The organism is Curtobacterium sp. VKM Ac-2852 (assembly GCF_013205045.1).
GTDB classification, from domain to species: domain Bacteria; phylum Actinomycetota; class Actinomycetes; order Actinomycetales; family Microbacteriaceae; genus Curtobacterium; species Curtobacterium flaccumfaciens.
The window spans coordinates 12,682-29,059 of record NZ_JABMLI010000003.1; the positions used below are offsets into that span (position 1 = coordinate 12,682).

Consider the following 16,378-nt stretch of genomic DNA (forward strand, 5'->3'; position numbering starts at 1 on the left):
CTCATGCTCCGGGCCCGCGATCAGCGGGTGGCGCGGAGCCTCGCCAGCTGCTTCAGGACCCCGGTCAGGGCCGCGGGGTCGGCGATGCGGTACCCGGCCCGGGTCTGGCCCGGCCCGACCTTCACGCCGACGTCGCCGTCGCCGAGCACGCGGAAGGCGTCCTCGTCAGTGACGTCGTCGCCGGCGAAGAACACCGCGTCGGCGCCGTGCAACTCGCGGAGCCGGGCGATCGCGTCGCCCTTCGTGACGTGTCGCACCGCGAACTCGACGATGTCCTTGCCACCGCGCTCGAGCACCTCGGGGTCGGCCTCGTGCGCGGCACGGCTCGCCGCCGCGTTCGCCTCGGCAGCGACCTCGGCGGAGACGCGGCGCGTGTGCACCCCGTGCCCCGCGGGCTTGTGCTCGATGACGACGCCCGGGAACCGTTCGCCGACCGCGTCGAGCGCGGCGCCGATCCGAGCCACACGACCGACCTCGTCATCGGACAGCGCGGCCTCGTCGTGGCCGTCCACGCGCCACTCGACACCGTGCGAGCCGACGAGCGCCATGTCCTCGGGTGCATGGGTCACCGCGGCCAGGCTGCCGAGCGGACGCCCGGACACGAGCACCACCTCGGTGTCCTTCGCACGGTGCAGGGTCAGGACCGCGGCCCACGAGCCGGGCAGCGCGCCGACCTGCGAGGGGTCGTCGGCGAAGGGGGCCAGCGTGCCGTCGAAGTCGAGGGCGACGATCAGTCGCGGCGCAGCCGCGAGCGTTTCGAGGGCAGCGTCGATGGCGGTCTGGTCGGTGGTGGTCTCAGTCATCACGTGCCTCCCGGGTGTCCTCGGCAGCCCTGGCGGACTGGGCGTCCTGGTCGAAGATCGACATGTTGTCGGTCTGCGCCTCACGGTGCTGCTCGCGCGGGTCGGCGGCGGACGGGTCGATCTGGGCGTTCCGCGGCGCGTGCCGGTCGAGCGCCTCGAGGAACGAGCGCGACCAGCGCGCCACGTCGTTGTCGCGGACGCGCTTGCGGAGCGCGCGCATGCGCGTCGACCGCTCGCGCCGCGGCATCTGGATGGCGCGCTCGATCGAGTCCTTGAGCGCCCCGATGTCGTGCGGGTTCACGATCACGGCCTGCTTGAGCTCGTCGGCGGCACCGGCGAACTCGGACAGGATGAGCACCCCGTCGTTGTCGAAGCGGGCGGCGACGTACTCCTTCGCGACCAGGTTCATGCCGTCGCGCAGTGCGGTGACGAGCATGATGTCGGCGGCCAGGTACAGCGCCACCATCTCCTCGCGCGGGTAGCCGTGGTGCAGGTACGAGATCGGCTGGTGGCCGATGACGCCGAGGTCGCCGTTGATGCGGCCGACGCTCAGCTCGATCTCGTCGCGGAGCGCCGCGTAGGAGTCGACACGCTCGCGACTCGGGCTCGCGACCTGGATGAGGGTGGCGTCCTCGACCGCGATGCGGCCGTCCTCCACCAGCTCGCCGAAGGCCTTGATGCGGTGGCGGATGCCCTTGGTGTAGTCGAGCCGGTCGACACCGAGCAGCACCGTCTTCGGGTTGCCGAGGCTCTCGCGGATCTCGCGTGCACGCTCCTGCACCTCGGGCTTGCGGGCGATCGCCTCGAAGCTCTCGGCGTCGATGGAGATCGGGAAGTGCCTGGCCTCGACGTGCCGGACCGTGATGCCCTTGCGGCTGCGCGGGGCTGCCGGGTCGTCCACCGGGACATCGATCGTGGTGCCCTTGGTCGTGTAGCCCTTGATGTGCCGCACCGCGCGCAGGAAGTCGCTGGCGTCGTCGTGGCGCTGGAAGCCGATGACGTCGGCGCCGAGCAGCCCGTCGAGGATCTGCGCACGCCACGGCAGCTGCGCGTAGATGCCGACCGGCGGGAACGGGATGTGGTTGAAGAAGCCGATCGTCAGGTCGGGACGCTTCGCACGGAGCAGGGCCGGCACGAGCTGCAGCTGGTAGTCCTGCACCCAGACGATGCCGTCCTGCTCGACGATCTCGGCGATCTGCGTGGCGAAGCGCTCGTTCACCCGCTTGTACGCGTTCCACCAGTCGCGGTGGTAGCTCGGGTGCTCGATGACGTCGTGGTACAGCGGCCAGAGCGTGTCGTTGCTGAAGCCCTCGTAGTACTCCTCGACGTCGTCGTCGGAGAGCGGGACGGGGACGATGTGGATGCCCTCGTTGTCGAACGGTGCGACCTCGACCTCGGCCTGCCCCACCCAGCCGACCCAGGCTCCGTCGTTCGCGCGCATCACGGGTTCGAGGGCGGTGACGAGGCCGCCCGGCGAGTGCCGCCAGCCCTCGTTGCCGTCCTGGTCGACGACGCGGTCCACCGGGAGTCGGTTGGAGGCGACGACGAACGAGTAGCGGGTCTGTTCGGTGCGGTCTGCAGGCATGGGGTGGTGTGATCTCCGTTCCGCCCGGCCGGGGCCGGGTGCGTCGGTGCGTCGTGCGTCGGGTGCGACGGCCGGCGTGGTGCGCCGGGCGCGCTGCCGAAGTTACCAGCGTGGGGACAGCGCATTCACGGCGGATCGGCGGTTCCGCTACGCTGCAGGCACGTGTCGGGGGGACACGGGTGCTGGAGTGCGGCGCCGGCCTCCCGGTCGGAGAGGACCCCCAGCCGTGAGCGAGAACCCGCCCAACCAGCCCGTCCCGCCGTCGCAGCCCGGTCCCGGCCAGTCCGGTCCTGGCCAGCCCGCCGGGAACGGCCAGCCCGCCTGGCAGCAGCAGCCTGGAGGCCCGCAGCAGTGGTCGGGTCAGCCCGCCCCCGCCGCGCAGCCGTCCGATGCGTTCGGTCGCTTCCTGCGCTCCGTGTCCGGTCGCGACTGGCTGGCGGCCGTGCTCGCCGCCGTCGGCGGCTGGGTCGCGGCGTACGTCGTCGCCGGACTCTCACTGCTCATCACCGTGGGCCTGCTCGCATCCGGCGGCAGCGGTTCGGCCGCTCCGTCCACCGGGTCCGGCACCGACCTCGGCGCGGGCTCGGCCCCCGACGTGGAGTCCCTGCTCTCCGGCGTGAGTGTCCTGCTCGGTGCGCCGGCGCAGCTCGTGGCCCTCGCCGACCTCGGCCGTCTGCACCTGTCCGGGTCCATCGGGTTCCTCGGGTCCGGTTCGGGCTCGCTCGCCGTGGTGCCCGCACTGGTGCTCACCGCGCAGGTCGTCCTGGCCGTCGTGCTCACCCGCCGGATCCGCACGCGAGGCCTCGGTCGCATGCAGGTGCTCGTCACCGCGGTGGTCTCCGGCCTCGTGACCACCGTGCTCACGAACGTCGCGGCCGCCCTGTTCGCGATCCGGTTCCCGTCGGTGTCCGGCGCGGTCATCGAGCCGGTGCACGCCGTCGGTGTCGGCAGCATCCTCGGCGCGTTCGTCATCGGTGCCCTGGCCGCGCTCCTCGCCCGGCCCTCCGTCCTCGCTGGTGGCAACGTCTTCGCCGCCCGCCTGCTCGGCACACTGCGTGTCGCCGCGTCGCAGCTCACGGTCCTCGTCGTGCTGGTCGCCCTCGTCGTCCTCGTCGTCGCCGTCGTCGCCCAGCCGTCCTTCGGCTCCGCGTTGCCGCTGCTGCTCGGCAACGTCGCGGTCGGGCTGACCGCGCTCGGGTTCTTCGGTGGTGTGGGGACCTCCGGCTTCGGGTCCGCCAGCGACACCGCCTCGGTGTTCGGCGGGGCCGGCGGCTGGACCTGGCTGGTCGTGCTGTTCGTCGTCGTCACCTCGGTCGCGGCCGGGCTCGCACTCGCCGTCCGCCGCAATGACCGGATCCGCACCACCCTCGACTGGGTCGTCACGCCGCTGGTGTGGTTCGCACTCGGTCTGCTGTTCTTCGTCCTCGGCACCGGCGTCGCCTCGTACCAGGTGAGCAGCACGAGCTCCGTGGACGCATCGGGGTCGATCGGCGTCGCGCCGTGGACGCCGATCGTCTTCGCCCTGTGGGGCGGCGTGATCGAGGTCGTCGCCCGGTACCTCGCTCCGGTGCTCCTGCCCCGCCTCGGTGGTGCCGCGGTGCTCCGGACGTCGCGACTGGTCGGGGCGGACCCCCGCCCCGTCGTGCCGCAGGCGTTCCCGGCCGGGCCCGTCGCCGGTCCGGGCGCCCCCGTGGCACCCACCGCCTCCGCCGACCCGGCCGCTCCCGGTGCTCCCGCTGCGCCCGGCGCGCCTGTCGCCGCCGACGCTCCGGCCGCCGCCGCGTGGAACACTCCCCCGGCCGCCGGCCAGCAGGCCCCGTACCCGCCGGCCGGGTCCGGCCAGGAGCCCGCGGACGGCCAGCAGTCGATCTCCGGCGCGCAGCCGTCGTACGGGTCGCAGCCGCCCTACGGCACGCAGCCCCCGTACGGCGCACCACCCGCCTACGGGTCGCAGCCGTTCATCGGCGGTGGTGCCCCCGCTCCGGCACCGATGTCCCCGCGGTCCAAGAAGATCCTGGTCCGTTCGCTCATCGCCGGCGGCGCCGTGATCGTCGTCGTCATCGCCGGCGCGGTCACGACGAGCGTCCTCCGCGCCAACGTGTGGGGTCCGGCACCGACCGTCAAGTCCTACGTGCAGGCCATCGCCAGCGGTGACGCCGACACCGCCGCCGACCTGAGCGAGGTCCCCGACGACGCCGCGATGCTCGACTCGAAGGTGCTCCGGAGCGCGAAGGACCGCCCGTCGGACATCCGCGTCGGCCGGGTGGCCCGGACCGGTGACACCGCGATCGCCACCCTGAGCTACACGCAGGACGGCAAGAACCGCTCCGGCCAGGTGTCGTTGCGGCGCACGGGCACCTCGTTCCTGGTGAAGGACGAGTGGCGTGTCACGCAGCCCCTCGCCCAGCAGGTCACCCTGACGGCCTCCGACGTGCTCGAAGGTGCACCCGTGACCGTCGGCGGCAAGGAGATCGGGAAGATCAGCGAGGGCAAGTTCACGTCCCTCGCCTACCCCGGCACCTACCAGGTCTCGGTCGGCGGGACGAAGTACTTCACCGGCGGCACCGAGAAGGTCTCCGTGGGCGCGGCCACGTCCGGCTACGTCGACTTCGCACCGAAGGCGACCAAGGCACTCGAGCAGGACGCCGAGCAGTACGTGACCGACCTGATCGACGACTGCGCCGAGAAGACCGAGCTCCGGGCCCTGAGCGGTTGCCCCTGGTACGGCCCCTACGACGCCGCCGACGGCGTGCAGTACGACGTCACGTCGATGCCCGAGCTGGAGGTCGAGGCGTCCCGCGCCGGCACCGTGATGGTGACGAGCACGAAGGACGGGAGCGTCTCGTACAGCTACACCTCGTACCTCGGTGACAAGAAGCGCGGCGAGGACTCGTTCGATGTGAACCAGTACCTGAAGGTGGAGGACGGCAAGCTCGTCTCCGCCTACTGAGCAGGAGCCGGCTGAGCAGGAGCCGGCTGAGCGGCTCCGCAGCACCACGACGGCCGACCCGGGATCTCCCGGGTCGGCCGTCTCAGTAGGCTGACGAGCATGGTCAGGACACGGGCGTGGTGCAAGGGCGACACGGTCGAGCGGGACTTCCCCGTCGACCGGATCTCCGACCTCGTCGCCGATCCGGACACCTTCGTCTGGATCGACTACACCGACCCGACGTCGGCCGACCTCGAACAGATCGAGGAGGAGCTCGGCATCCACGCGCTCGCGGTCGAGGACGCCGTCGAGCACGGACAGCGGCCGAAGCTCGACCGGTACCGGGACAGTCTGTTCCTGGTCGTCTACGACGTGGGCGGCACGGATGACGAGGGCGACCTGATCACGCACGAGGTCAAGGCCTTCGTCACCGAACGGGCGCTCGTCACGATCCACGGGTCCGACGTCGACACCACCCCGATGGAACACCGGCTCACCGCGAACTCCGACATCGCCGAACACGGCGTGCCCTGGCTCGTCTGGGCGCTGCTCGACGCCGTCGTCGATCGGGCCACCGACACCGTCGAGGACCTGGAGCGGCAGATCGACGCGCTCGAGGACGACCTGTTCGAGCCGGGCGACCCCCGTGAGCAGCAGATCCAGCGGCGGTCGTTCCGGCTCCGCAAGACCCTCGGGGTGCTCCGGCGGCTGGTCGTCCCGACGCGGGACAGCGTCGCCTCGTTGCTGCACGGTGACGCGGAGACGATCTCGAACGGCATCCGGCCGTACTTCCGCGACGTCGAGGACCACCTGGTCTCGATCGCCGACTCGGTCGAACAGCTCCGCGACGCGGTGTCGAGCGTGCTCGACACGACCCTGAACCTGGCGTCGAACCGGCAGAACACCGTCATGAAGAAGGTCACCAGCTGGGCGGCGATCATCGCGATCCCGACGGGGGTGACGAGCTTCTTCGGGCAGAACGTCGAGTTCCCGGGCGAGGGAGCCTGGAGCGGGCTCTGGGCGTCGCTCGCGATCATCACCGCGTCGTCGCTCGTGCTCTACCGCGTCTTCAAGACCCGCGACTGGCTCTGACCGCGCAGGGTTCCGGCACCCGAACGGTCCGAGGCCCCGCCGACGTCAGAGCGCGAGCGCCAGGACCCCGGCGACGACCGTGAGCGGCGCGACGACGCACCCGAGCGCCATGTACCGGCCCCACGACAGGTGGACGCCCTCGGCCGACAGCCGCGCATGCCACAGGAGCGTCGCGAGCGAGGCCCACGGGGTGATGAGACAGCCGGCGTTCACGCCGATGAGCAGGGCCGCGTACCGCACGGCCTCGTGCCCGGCGGCCGGTTCGAGCACCAGGTACGCCGGCAGGTTGTCGATGCCGTTCGCCGCCACCGCGCCCGCACCGCCGAGCAGCAGCAGCGGGCCGGTCCCGGTGCCGCCCTGCAGCGCGTGCACGATCGGGTCGGTGATGCCCGTCGTGTGCAGCGCCTCGACCACCACGAAGAGCCCGGCGGCGAACAGCAGGGTCGACCACGGCACGCGGGACACCCGCAGTTCGGACGGGGAACGGAACGCCGCGACCACGACGAGCACCACTGCGGCCAGGACCGCAGCGATCCACACGGTCACCCCGGCCGTCAGGGCGACGACGAGCGCGACGAGCACGGCGGAGGCGGCCCAGAAGAACACGGGGTCGCTCGGCGTGCGGACGGACACCGGCGAGTAGCGGCCGAACAGCTTGCCCCGGAACACCACGAGCAGGACGACGCACGGCACGACCACCCCGGCGATCGCGGGCCAGGCCATCAGCCCGGCGAACGGCAGCGGGCCGCCGAGCCCCATCCGGTCGACGGCGAGCAGGTTCGTCAGGTTCGACACCGGCAGCAGCAGCGAGGCGGTGTTCGCGAGCCAGACCGTGGTGAGGGCGAACGGCATCGGGGGCAGTCCCACACGCCGTGCGAGCGAGATGACGATGGGGGTGAGGAGCACCGCGGTGGTGTCGATCGACAGGAAGACGGTGCAGAGCACGGCGAGCACGACGACCGCACCCCAGAGTCCGATGGTGCGTCCGCCGCCGACCCGGGCGGCGACGTCGGCGAGGCGGTCGAACACCCCGGCGTCCGCGGCCAGCTCGGCGACGATGGTCAGTCCGAGCACGAACCCGAGGACCGGCAGGACCCGGTCGGCGAGGACGGCGAGATCGTCGAGGGGCAGCAGCCCGAACACGACGCAGACCGCGCCGACCACGAGCAGCGCCGCTCCGATGACCGCTTGACGCACGAACACTCCTCTGGCAGACACCGCGGCAGGGTGACCGGCGGCGCTCCAATGTACGGGCCGGTAGCGTTGTCAGCACGACGACAGGAGGCCTCTGTGCGCAAGTTCATGTTCAACGGTGCGGTGTGGAGTTCGCTCATCAGCGGCTACAGCGTGCTGCAGACCACCCGCCAGGGACCGCGCGACTGGCGGCTCGCGCTGACCTGGGTCGCGTGGCTCGCCACGACGATCGTGGCGATCGGCACGGTCGTCGAGGACGACCGCGCGGTCAAGGCGCGCCAGTAGGACCAGACGCGGCAGGCGGTCGCAGACGCGACCGGACTGACGGACGGACGGGAGGCACGGTGCCAGCTGGCACCGTGCCTCCCGTCCGTCGTCCTGGCCGTCCAGGGCACGCCGATCCCGTCACCGGGTCAGCGCTCGGACTCCGGGATGCCGGAGGTCTGGATCGGTCCGGTGAAGAGCGCACCGCGCTCGTCGTCGCCGAACAGCTGCGAGTCCCCCTCTGCCGGGCGTCCGCGTCGGCGCGGCGCCGTCGCGCTCGGCTCGGTGAGCTGCACCCGCTGCACCGGCAGGGCGTCCGGGTGGGTGCGCTGGATCCACTCGACCATCTCCTCGCGGACGTAGCAGCGGAGGTCGAACAGGCCACCGGCGTCGGGTGCCGTCACGAGGATGCGGACCCGGACGAGTCCCCCGACGGCGTCCGTGACCTGGAGCACCTTGACCCGGCGGTCCCAGATCGTCGAGGTGTCGAGGATCCGGTCGAGCTCCGCCCGCATGTCGGCCGGGCTCACCCGCCAGTCGAGGTCGAACTCCACGGCGCCGAGCAGTTCACTGCCGGTCCGCGTCCAGTTCTCGAACGGCGTGCTCGTGAAGTACGTCGACGGCAGCACGAACCGACGGTCGTCCCACAGGTGCACGACGACGTAGGTCAGGGTGATCTCCTCGATCCGGCCCCACTGCTGCTCGACCACGACGACGTCGTCCACCCGGATCGACCCGGAGAACGCCAGCTGCATGCCGGCGAACACGTTGCCGAGCGTGGACTGCGCGGCGAGGCCCGCGACCACGGAGATGAGGCCGGCGCTGGCGAGCACGCTCGCACCCGCCGCCTCGACCCCGTCGAAGGTCAGCAGGATCGCGCCGACCGCGATGATGACGAGCACGGCGACGGTGAGCCGCCGGATGATGAGCACCTGGGTGCGGATGCGACGCGCCTGCCGGTTGTCGGGCACGTCGATGCGGAAGCGGTGCAGCCCCAGGTCCTCGAGGAAGATCGCGACCTGGCACGCCAGCCAGCACCCGGTCGCGATCGTGACGACGAGGAAGGCGTGCGCGACCTCGTCGCGCCACGGGTAGGCGTCGGCGTTCCGCGGGATGCTCGACGTGAAGGCGATCCAGAGCAGGACCACCAGCAGCACGGTGCGGAACGGGTGCTTCGTCCGTCGCGAGAGCACGCCGGCCCAGCGTTCCCGGCGCGCGATCGCCCGGAGGACCAGGTGCAGGACGAGGGCGACGACGGCGGTGACGAGCAGGGCGAACCCGATCGCGACGAGGAGTCGGAGGAGGATGTCCATCCCTCCATGCAAGCAACGGACGACGGTCGTCGTTCAGGATCGGGCCACCGTCGGCTGTGTGGACGTTCAGCAGCTGCGGTTCGACCGAACCGGGGTTTGCGTGACGGCCCGGTCCGGTGCGCATGTAGGTTCTCTCGCATGACAGCGCAGAACGACACGGGTGGCAACCGAGCGCCGGCGAACGACTTCTCGCACGAGCAGGAGGGCTACCAGCACGGTCTGAAGCCCCGGCAACTGCAGATGATCGCGATCGGCGGCGCGATCGGCACCGGCCTCTTCCTCGGTGCCGGTGGACGCCTGCACACCGCGGGCCCCGCGCTCGCGCTGACCTACCTGGTCGCCGGGATCTTCGCCTTCTTCATCCTGCGGGCCCTGGGCGAGCTGGTGCTGCACCGCCCGTCCTCGGGGTCGTTCATCTCGTACGCCCGCGAGTTCTACGGCGAGAAGTTCGCGTACGCCGCGGGCTGGATGTACTTCCTGAACTGGGCGATGACCTCGATCGTCGACACCACCGCGGTCGCGATCTACCTGCAGTACTGGTCGGCCTTCACCGCCGCACCGCAGTGGCTGCTGGCGCTGATCGCCCTGGTCGTCGTCCTCGCGGCGAACATGGTCGCCGTGAAGGTGTTCGGTGAGCTCGAGTTCTGGTTCGCCCTGATCAAGGTCGCCGCACTGGTGACGTTCCTCGTCGTCGCGATCATCTGGCTCGTCTTCGCGTTCCCGGTCGAGGCCGGTGGCGAGGCCGTCCGGACCGGCTTCTCGATCTGGGGTGACAACGGCGGGCTGTTGCCGAACGGGCTGCTCCCCGCGGTCATCGTGATCCAGGGTGTCGTCTTCGCCTACGCCGCGATCGAACTCGTCGGCACCGCGTCGGGTGAGACGCAGAACGCCGAGAAGGTCATCCCGCGCGCGATCAACTCCGTGGTCTTCCGCATCGCGGTCTTCTACGTCGGGTCGATCGTCCTGCTCTCCCTGCTGCTGCCGTACAGGGCCTACAAGGAGGGCGAGAGCCCCTTCGTGACGTTCTTCTCGTCGCTCGGCAACCCGCACGTCGGCGCGATCGTCGGCGGCATCATGAACTTCGTCGTGCTCACCGCGGCCCTGTCGTCCCTGAACGCCGGCCTGTACTCCACCGGACGTGCGCTCCACTCGATGGGGATGAACGGTTCGGCGCCGAAGTGGACCACGAAGATGTCGAAGGGCGGTGTCCCCTACGCCGGCATCCTGCTCACCGCGGCGTTCACCGTCGCGGGCGTCGTGCTGAACTACTTCGTGCCGAGCCAGGCGTTCGAGATCGCCCTGAACATCGCCAGCCTCGGCATCATCACCGCGTGGGGCACGATCATCCTGTGCCAGATGCGGCTGCGCCAGTGGGCCAAGCAGGGGCTCGCGAAGGAACCCTCGTTCAAGCTCCCCGGGGCACCGGTCACCGCCTGGCTGACCCTGGCGTTCCTCGCCTCGGTCATCGTGCTGATGGCGATCGACTACCCCGTCGGCACGTACACGATCGCGTCGCTCGTCATCATCATCCCGCTGCTCGTCGTCGGGTGGTTCCTGCAGCGTGACCGCATCCTGCGCATCGCAGCCCTGCGCGAGGGCGTCACGGGTCCCTACCCGATCGGCGTCCGCAACCCCGCCGCCTCGGCGCGACGCGACCACGACGGGAGCTAGCGCTCCGCTTGTCCCCGGAACGCAAGGTCCCCGGGCCGAACACGAGCGGTCCGGCACCCGTCGCTACCATCAGCGGGTGCCGGACCGCTCTGTTTCTCCCACCCTCGACCTGCAGCTCAGCTGGCGAGGTGCCTACGGACGCCTCCGGGTGTTCGCGGATCGTCTCGAGGCCGAGACCGACTACCAGCGCGAGACGCGGACGACGGTGCCGATGGACGCGGTGCAGGGGTGGCGCCTCGGGCCGTGCGACGAGGACGCCGTCTGCGTCGAGTTCCTCGCCGGGCAGGACACCTACCGGGTGCTGCTCGACACCCCGGACGAGCAGCTCGCTGCGCTGGCGATCCGGAAGGTGCTCGGCCCGCCGCTGGAGTCCTGAGGACGCCGGTGCCGGGCCGCGGGAGGCCGCGGCGCGGTTGCGCGGTTGCCCGGGGGCCGGGGGCCGGGGGCCGGGTCAGTCGTCGCTGTCGACGCGGTCGGTGATGACGTCACCGGAGCCGGCGTCGATGCGCACGCTGTGCTTGGTGCCGGACGAGTCGAGCACGTCGCCCTCCCAGACCACCGTGCCGACGTGGTCGTCGAGTCCGAGTTCGGTCACGGTCCCCGCGTGCAGGTCCTGGAAGGCGTCGACGGCCTGCTTGACGCTCAGGTCGGCGGCGGCGACGAAGCGCTCGTGCTCGGCCTTGTCGTCCGCGTCGGCGGCCTCGGTCTGCGGGGTGCCGGCGACCGAGGTGCCGTCGGCGTTCGTGTGCACCTCGTGCTCGGTGCCGTCCTTCGTCACGACCAGGACCTCGTAGGCGGAGGCACCCTGCTCCTGCTCGACCGAGATGACGGTGCCCGAGCCGACCTCGCCGCGTGCGGTGGCGACCGCTGCGAGCAGGGCCTTGTTCGAGCCGGTGGACGCGACGCCGGACGCACCGGACGACGAACCGGAGCCCGACGAGTCCGTCGCCGACGAGCCGACCGAGCCGGAGCCGGCCGAGCCGGTGTCGTCGTCGGAGTCGTCGCTGGCGCAACCGGTGAATGCGAGCGCCGCGACGATCGGCAGGGCGGCGAACGCGGCGATGCGGCGGGCGGAGGGCTTCTGGTGCTGGGTGCGGAAGTTCATGTGGACGAGCATCGCGTCGGGGTGCTGAAGCAGCCCTGAAGCCACCTGTTCAGCCGCCGAGTGCGATGCGGACGACGAACCGCGCGCCGCCGAGCGGGGACGTGACCACGGTCGTGTCGCCGCCGTGCGCCCGCACGGCGTCACGGACGATGGCGAGGCCGAGCCCCGCGCCACCGGCGTCCCGGCTGCGGGCCTCGTCGAGACGGACGAACCGCTCGAAGACGCGCTCGCGCTCGTCCTCGGGGACGCCGGTGCCGTCGTCGTCGACCGTGAGCACCGCGGACCCGTCGTGCTCGGTGAGCGACACGGCGACGCGTGTGCTCGCGTGCCGGACGGCGTTGTCGACGAGGTTCCGGACCACCCCTGCCAGCACGCGCTCGTCGCCGAGGACCCGCGCTGCCGAGATCGCCGAGCCGTCCACCCGGACCGCCGGGGCGTCGCCGTCCCGCGCGGGCGCGTCACCGGCCGTCGACCGTGCTCGCGCGCGGACCACCGCGTCCAACGCCAGGTCGTCCAGGTCGACGGGGCGCCGCGTGCGGATCCCGCCCTCGTCGAGGCGGGAGAGCTCGAGCAGCCCGGTGACCAGGTCCTGCAGGCGCACCGCCTCGGACCGGACGACGTCGGCGAGGTCGGCCACCTCGGCCCGCTCCGGGTGCGCGACGGCGACCTCGGCGTGCTGCCGGATCGACGCGATCGGCGACCGGAGTTCGTGGGAGGCGTCGGACACGAAGCGCCGCTGGCTCTCGGCGGAGAGTTCGAGGCGGTCGAGCATGGCGTTCATGGTGCTCGCGAGCCGGGCGACCTCGTCGCCGGTGTCCGGCACCTCGACCCGGGCGTCGGGACGGGCCGCCCGGATCGTCTCGACCTCGGTGCGCATCTGCTCCACGGGCCGCAGCGAGCGCCCGGTGACGGCCCAGGTGACCGCGACCAGCACGAGCACCAGCACGGGCACCCCGACGGCGAGGAGCACGACGGCGGTGCGGACCGCGGTGTCGGCCTGGTCGAGCGTGGTGCCGTAGACGAGCGTCGCCTCACCGCCGCCGGGCAGGTCCACGTCGTCCGCCACGAGCAGCCAGCGTTCGCCGTCGTGGGTCCACCGGGACTCGTCGGCGGTGGGCAGTGCGGCGCCGTCGGCGTCCTCTCCGTGCGCCAGGACCGCCCCGCCGTCACCGATCACCTGCACCAGGACGTCCTCGTAGCCGGTCACCGCGGCCGCACCGTCCGCCTCGACCCGCGAGGACACCTGCTCGAGACCAGCCTCGGCCGAGTTCCGCACGCCGTCGAGCAGCACGAGCCGCAGCACGACGACGAACGCGACGGCGCCGATGACCAGGGCCGCGAGGACGACGGCCCCGGCGCCGAGGGTGGTGCGGGCACGGACCGACCGGGGGCGCCGTGGCCTGCTTCGTGCGGGCCCGCTCGCACGGGGGGCGTCCGGCCGTTCAGCCACCGTCGGCCGCCAAGCGGTACCCGGCGCCACGGACCGTCTCGATCGCGGCACGCCCGAACGGCCGGTCGAGCTTCCGGCGGAGGTGTCCGACGTACACCTCGACGATGTTCGGGTCGCCCTCGAAGTCGACGTCCCAGACGTTCTCGATGACGTCGCGCTTCGACCGGACCTGCCCCGGGTGCCGTGCGAGGTACTCGAGCACGGCGAACTCGCGGCTGGTCAGCTCGACGGGGGTCTCGCCCCGGGCCACGGTGCGTGCCGCGGGGTCGACGACCAGGTCGCCGAGGGTCAGCACGGTGGGGCGCTCGCGGGCACCCCGTCGGACGAGCGCCCGGAGCCGTGCGACGAGCACCGGGTGCGAGAACGGCTTGGTGACGTAGTCGTCGGCCCCCGCGTCGAGCGCCTCGACCTGGTCCCACTCGCCGTCCTTGGCGGTCAGCATGAGTACGGGGGTCCAGTCGCCGTCGGAGCGGAGCTGCGCACACACCGCCCAGCCGCTCAGGCCGGGCATCATCAGGTCGAGCACGATCGCGTCGTAGCGGAACTCACGCGCGTGCCACAGACCGTCCACGCCGTCGTTCGCGACGTCGACCGCCCACCCCTCGGCCTCGAGACCGCGGCGCACGCCGTCGGCGAGCCGGACCTCGTCGTCGACCACCAGCACCCGCATGGGGTCGATCCTGTCGTGCCCCGCTGAAGCAGGGCTGAAGCGACCGGCTCAGACCAGCAGCAGGATCCCTGCGATGACGGACGCGACGGCGATCGCGAGCGCGATGAGCAGGAGCACGAGGTGCACCGTGTAGAAGGTCGTCGGCTTGCCGGCGGCGTCGCGGGCACGAGAGTCCTTCGCGACGCGCTGGAAGAAGCGCGGCCAGGTGACGACGTTGAAGACGGCGCCGATGAACAGGACGACTGCGGCGAAGACGAGCACGGGACGATCCTACTGAACGCCGGGCGGGTGGTGCTGGTCCGGCGATGCCGGGCGGGTGGTGCTCGGCCGCCCCCAACGCGGCCGAGTCCCGACCCGGCAGGCCACAGGATCTGTAGCACCTGCTACAGACTGTACACGGCCTGTCCGGCAGCGTCGAGGGACTACGCGGTCTCGAGCGCGGCCTCGGCGTCGGCGAGGGCGGCACGCTCGGCGTCGGACAGTGACGCCCGTGCGCCCCGGACGCCGTCGTTGATCTCGACGATGCGGCGGCTGAGCCGGGTCGCGGGGTCGTCGGTCGGCGGGTAGGCGTTGTCCACCCCGATCCGTTCGTGCAGCGGCGCCAGGCGGCGCAGCGCATCGTCCACGCGACGGGCCCGACGTCGGCGGGAGACCCGGTGGCCGACGACGAGCAGCAGCATGCCGGACGCCACGCACAGCACGGCTCCCGGCGTGGTGACGTCGTAGGGCAGCGAGAGCGCGTGCGTGACGTCGAGGTCACCGGCGACGTGGGCGACGTCCATCACGACGACCACGACCATGCGGACGACCCCGAGCACCCCACCGAGGACCAGGACCCACAGCCCCACCAGGTCGGTGGTCGTCCGGGCTTCGCGGAGCCGGAGCACGCAGATGAGCCCGGTCGCGCCGAGGGCGACTCCGAGGTAGACGGTCTGCGCGATCGAGTAGACGGTGGCCGCCGGGTGGGAGCCGGCGTCGAGCATGAAGGTCGTCGTGGTCGCGGGTTTGTCGAGCACGGTGAACGCGACGACGACCACCACGACGACCACGGCGAAGGACACCACGACCGCGTTCCGGAGCCAGGGCCGCGCAGCACCGACCGCCTTCGCCACGCCCCACAGCAGCGTGCTCGTGCCGGCCACCATGAGGCAGTCGCTGACGACGGTCACGACGTTGTACCCGCCGAGCAGCGGGTCGAGCCACCGGTACAGCGGGTCGACGTTCGTCACGATGGTGGCGGCGAAGAGCAGGAACGTGAACGCCAGCGTGCGGTCCTGCCCCCGTTGCAGCACCAGCAGCACGATCGTCCCGACGATGAGCAGCACCGCCTGGACGACGGCGATGATCACCCGAAGACCCCTCGGAAGGCGCTCGGGCGGCCGCGGTGCTGGCGGATCACGGTGGCCAGGCGGTCGGCGAAGACCTCGGCCTCGTGCTCGTAGGTGTTCGAGAACATGCCCCGGGCCAGCGCACGCTCGACCTTGTACTCGGGCAGGTCGGGGATGACGTCGCGGATGTACGCGCTCTGCGGGGCGTGCTCCTGGTGCCGGTGCAGGACGTGCCCGAGCTCGTGGCCGATGACGAACGACCGGAACGTCGGCGAGGCCGTCGGCGAGATCATCACGAGGTGCGCGTGCTCGAGCGTCGCCACGAAGCCGCACACGGGCTCGGCGGCCAGGAACGACTCCTCGCGCACGACGATCGGCTTGCCGACGACGTCAGCGGCGGCGGCGACGGCCTGGTCGACGTCCGACCACCCCTCGGCGGCACCACGAGTCCAGAACGCCTCGACGAGGGCATCAGTCATGCGACGCTCCCCCGCTGCGATTCCTCCTCGAGCACCTCGGCGATGCGCCGCAGCGCGTCGGGTGAGAGTTCACCGGGGAAGGTCCGGGCCGCGAAGCCGCTCACGCGGGCGGAGCGCAGGGACCGGACGAGTGCGAGCTGGGCACCGATCCGTTCCGGTACCTCGCTGTCCTCGAGCAGGAAGCGTTCGTCGACCTCGAAGTACCCGGCCAGCAGGCGCAGGAGCTCGGTGTCGCGGTTGCGGCGACCGTCGCCGGAGAGCATGTAGGTCCACTTCGCCCGCGACAGCGACCCGCCGTGGGCCGCGACGTACTCCTCGATCGAGGAGAACGGCACCGGGGCGCCACGCTGGGACTCCTCGAAGTCGAGGAGCAGGTTGAGGCGGCGCGCGAGCTCGGCGGCGTCGAGCGCCCCGCCCTTCAGATCACCCGTGTCCATGTCGGACTCCTCCCCAGCCGTGTCCGCGCGAGGTGTGGGTCCGGCGCGTGGACGCCAT

The 16,378-nt window shown here is 71.7% G+C and carries 16 protein-coding genes; 5 read left to right on the forward strand and 11 right to left on the reverse strand.

Going from position 1 to position 16,378, the window contains the following annotated elements:
- Positions 1-20: 20 nt before the first annotated feature.
- Both otsB and otsA read right to left on the reverse strand, forming a co-directional pair.
- Complete coding sequence (gene otsB / locus HQQ79_RS11225) at positions 21-803, reverse strand: trehalose-phosphatase (RefSeq protein WP_027466527.1); 783 nt, start codon at positions 801-803, stop codon at positions 21-23.
- Positions 796-2,388 (reverse strand): alpha,alpha-trehalose-phosphate synthase (UDP-forming), encoded by a 1,593-nt coding sequence (otsA, locus tag HQQ79_RS11230; RefSeq protein ID WP_071246399.1) that lies wholly within the window; start codon positions 2,386-2,388, stop codon positions 796-798. The genes otsB and otsA overlap by 8 nt, the downstream gene beginning before the upstream one ends.
- A gap of 226 nt (positions 2,389-2,614) precedes the next feature.
- Between otsA and HQQ79_RS11235 the strand changes: the two genes are divergently transcribed.
- Entirely contained in the window at positions 2,615-5,338 is a 2,724-nt protein-coding gene (locus HQQ79_RS11235; RefSeq protein ID WP_173034369.1) for a hypothetical protein, read from the forward strand.
- 99 nt (positions 5,339-5,437) lie between these two features.
- On the forward strand, positions 5,438-6,409 hold the full coding sequence (locus HQQ79_RS11240) for a magnesium transporter CorA family protein (protein ID WP_071246402.1): 972 nt from the start codon (positions 5,438-5,440) through the stop codon (positions 6,407-6,409).
- A gap of 45 nt (positions 6,410-6,454) precedes the next feature.
- On the opposite strand, the gene HQQ79_RS11245 is transcribed toward HQQ79_RS11240, so the two are convergent.
- Positions 6,455-7,606: an SLC13 family permease gene (locus tag HQQ79_RS11245; RefSeq protein ID WP_173035288.1), complete on the reverse strand. Its 1,152-nt coding sequence runs from the start codon at positions 7,604-7,606 to the stop codon at positions 6,455-6,457.
- A gap of 93 nt (positions 7,607-7,699) precedes the next feature.
- Between HQQ79_RS11245 and HQQ79_RS11250 the strand changes: the two genes are divergently transcribed.
- Entirely contained in the window at positions 7,700-7,888 is a 189-nt protein-coding gene (locus tag HQQ79_RS11250; RefSeq protein WP_027466522.1) for a hypothetical protein, read from the forward strand.
- Positions 7,889-8,016: 128 nt separating this feature from the next.
- Here the strand turns inward: HQQ79_RS11250 and HQQ79_RS11255 are convergent, their stop codons facing one another.
- The gene (locus tag HQQ79_RS11255) at positions 8,017-9,180 is read right to left on the reverse strand and encodes a mechanosensitive ion channel family protein (protein ID WP_173034381.1); all 1,164 of its coding nucleotides are present in this window, start codon (positions 9,178-9,180) and stop codon (positions 8,017-8,019) included.
- A 138-nt stretch (positions 9,181-9,318) separates the two neighbouring features.
- Here HQQ79_RS11255 and HQQ79_RS11260 point away from each other — a divergent pair, with 138 nt between their 5' ends.
- Together HQQ79_RS11260 and HQQ79_RS11265 are read left to right on the forward strand one after the other, a co-directional pair.
- A complete protein-coding gene (locus tag HQQ79_RS11260) occupies positions 9,319-10,851 on the forward strand; it encodes an amino acid permease (protein ID WP_173034383.1) in 1,533 nt (510 codons plus the stop codon).
- Between the two features lie 76 nt (positions 10,852-10,927).
- Complete coding sequence (locus HQQ79_RS11265) at positions 10,928-11,227, forward strand: hypothetical protein (RefSeq protein ID WP_146247836.1); 300 nt, start codon at positions 10,928-10,930, stop codon at positions 11,225-11,227.
- Between the two features lie 75 nt (positions 11,228-11,302).
- On the opposite strand, the gene HQQ79_RS11270 is transcribed toward HQQ79_RS11265, so the two are convergent.
- The 7 genes from HQQ79_RS11270 to HQQ79_RS11300 form a co-directional block, all read right to left on the reverse strand.
- Positions 11,303-11,956 (reverse strand): PepSY domain-containing protein, encoded by a 654-nt coding sequence (locus HQQ79_RS11270; RefSeq protein ID WP_173034385.1) that lies wholly within the window; start codon positions 11,954-11,956, stop codon positions 11,303-11,305.
- A 49-nt stretch (positions 11,957-12,005) separates the two neighbouring features.
- On the reverse strand, positions 12,006-13,406 hold the full coding sequence (locus HQQ79_RS11275; RefSeq protein WP_173034386.1) for a HAMP domain-containing sensor histidine kinase: 1,401 nt from the start codon (positions 13,404-13,406) through the stop codon (positions 12,006-12,008).
- Positions 13,399-14,076 carry a response regulator transcription factor gene (locus HQQ79_RS11280; RefSeq protein ID WP_173034388.1) on the reverse strand — a complete coding sequence of 226 codons (678 nt, stop codon included), beginning with the start codon at positions 14,074-14,076 and terminating at the stop codon, positions 13,399-13,401. The genes HQQ79_RS11275 and HQQ79_RS11280 overlap by 8 nt, the downstream gene beginning before the upstream one ends.
- 48 nt (positions 14,077-14,124) lie before the next feature.
- The gene (locus HQQ79_RS11285) at positions 14,125-14,337 is read right to left on the reverse strand and encodes an SCO4848 family membrane protein (RefSeq protein ID WP_027466517.1); all 213 of its coding nucleotides are present in this window, start codon (positions 14,335-14,337) and stop codon (positions 14,125-14,127) included.
- Between the two features lie 161 nt (positions 14,338-14,498).
- Positions 14,499-15,425, reverse strand: a complete 927-nt coding sequence (locus tag HQQ79_RS11290) for a hypothetical protein (protein WP_173034390.1) — start codon at positions 15,423-15,425, stop codon at positions 14,499-14,501.
- On the reverse strand, positions 15,422-15,883 hold the full coding sequence (locus tag HQQ79_RS11295; protein ID WP_173034397.1) for an ImmA/IrrE family metallo-endopeptidase: 462 nt from the start codon (positions 15,881-15,883) through the stop codon (positions 15,422-15,424). Before HQQ79_RS11295 ends, HQQ79_RS11290 begins: the two co-directional genes overlap by 4 nt.
- Positions 15,880-16,320, reverse strand: a complete 441-nt coding sequence (locus tag HQQ79_RS11300; protein WP_051596928.1) for a hypothetical protein — start codon at positions 16,318-16,320, stop codon at positions 15,880-15,882. Before HQQ79_RS11300 ends, HQQ79_RS11295 begins: the two co-directional genes overlap by 4 nt.
- Positions 16,321-16,378 lie beyond the last annotated feature (58 nt).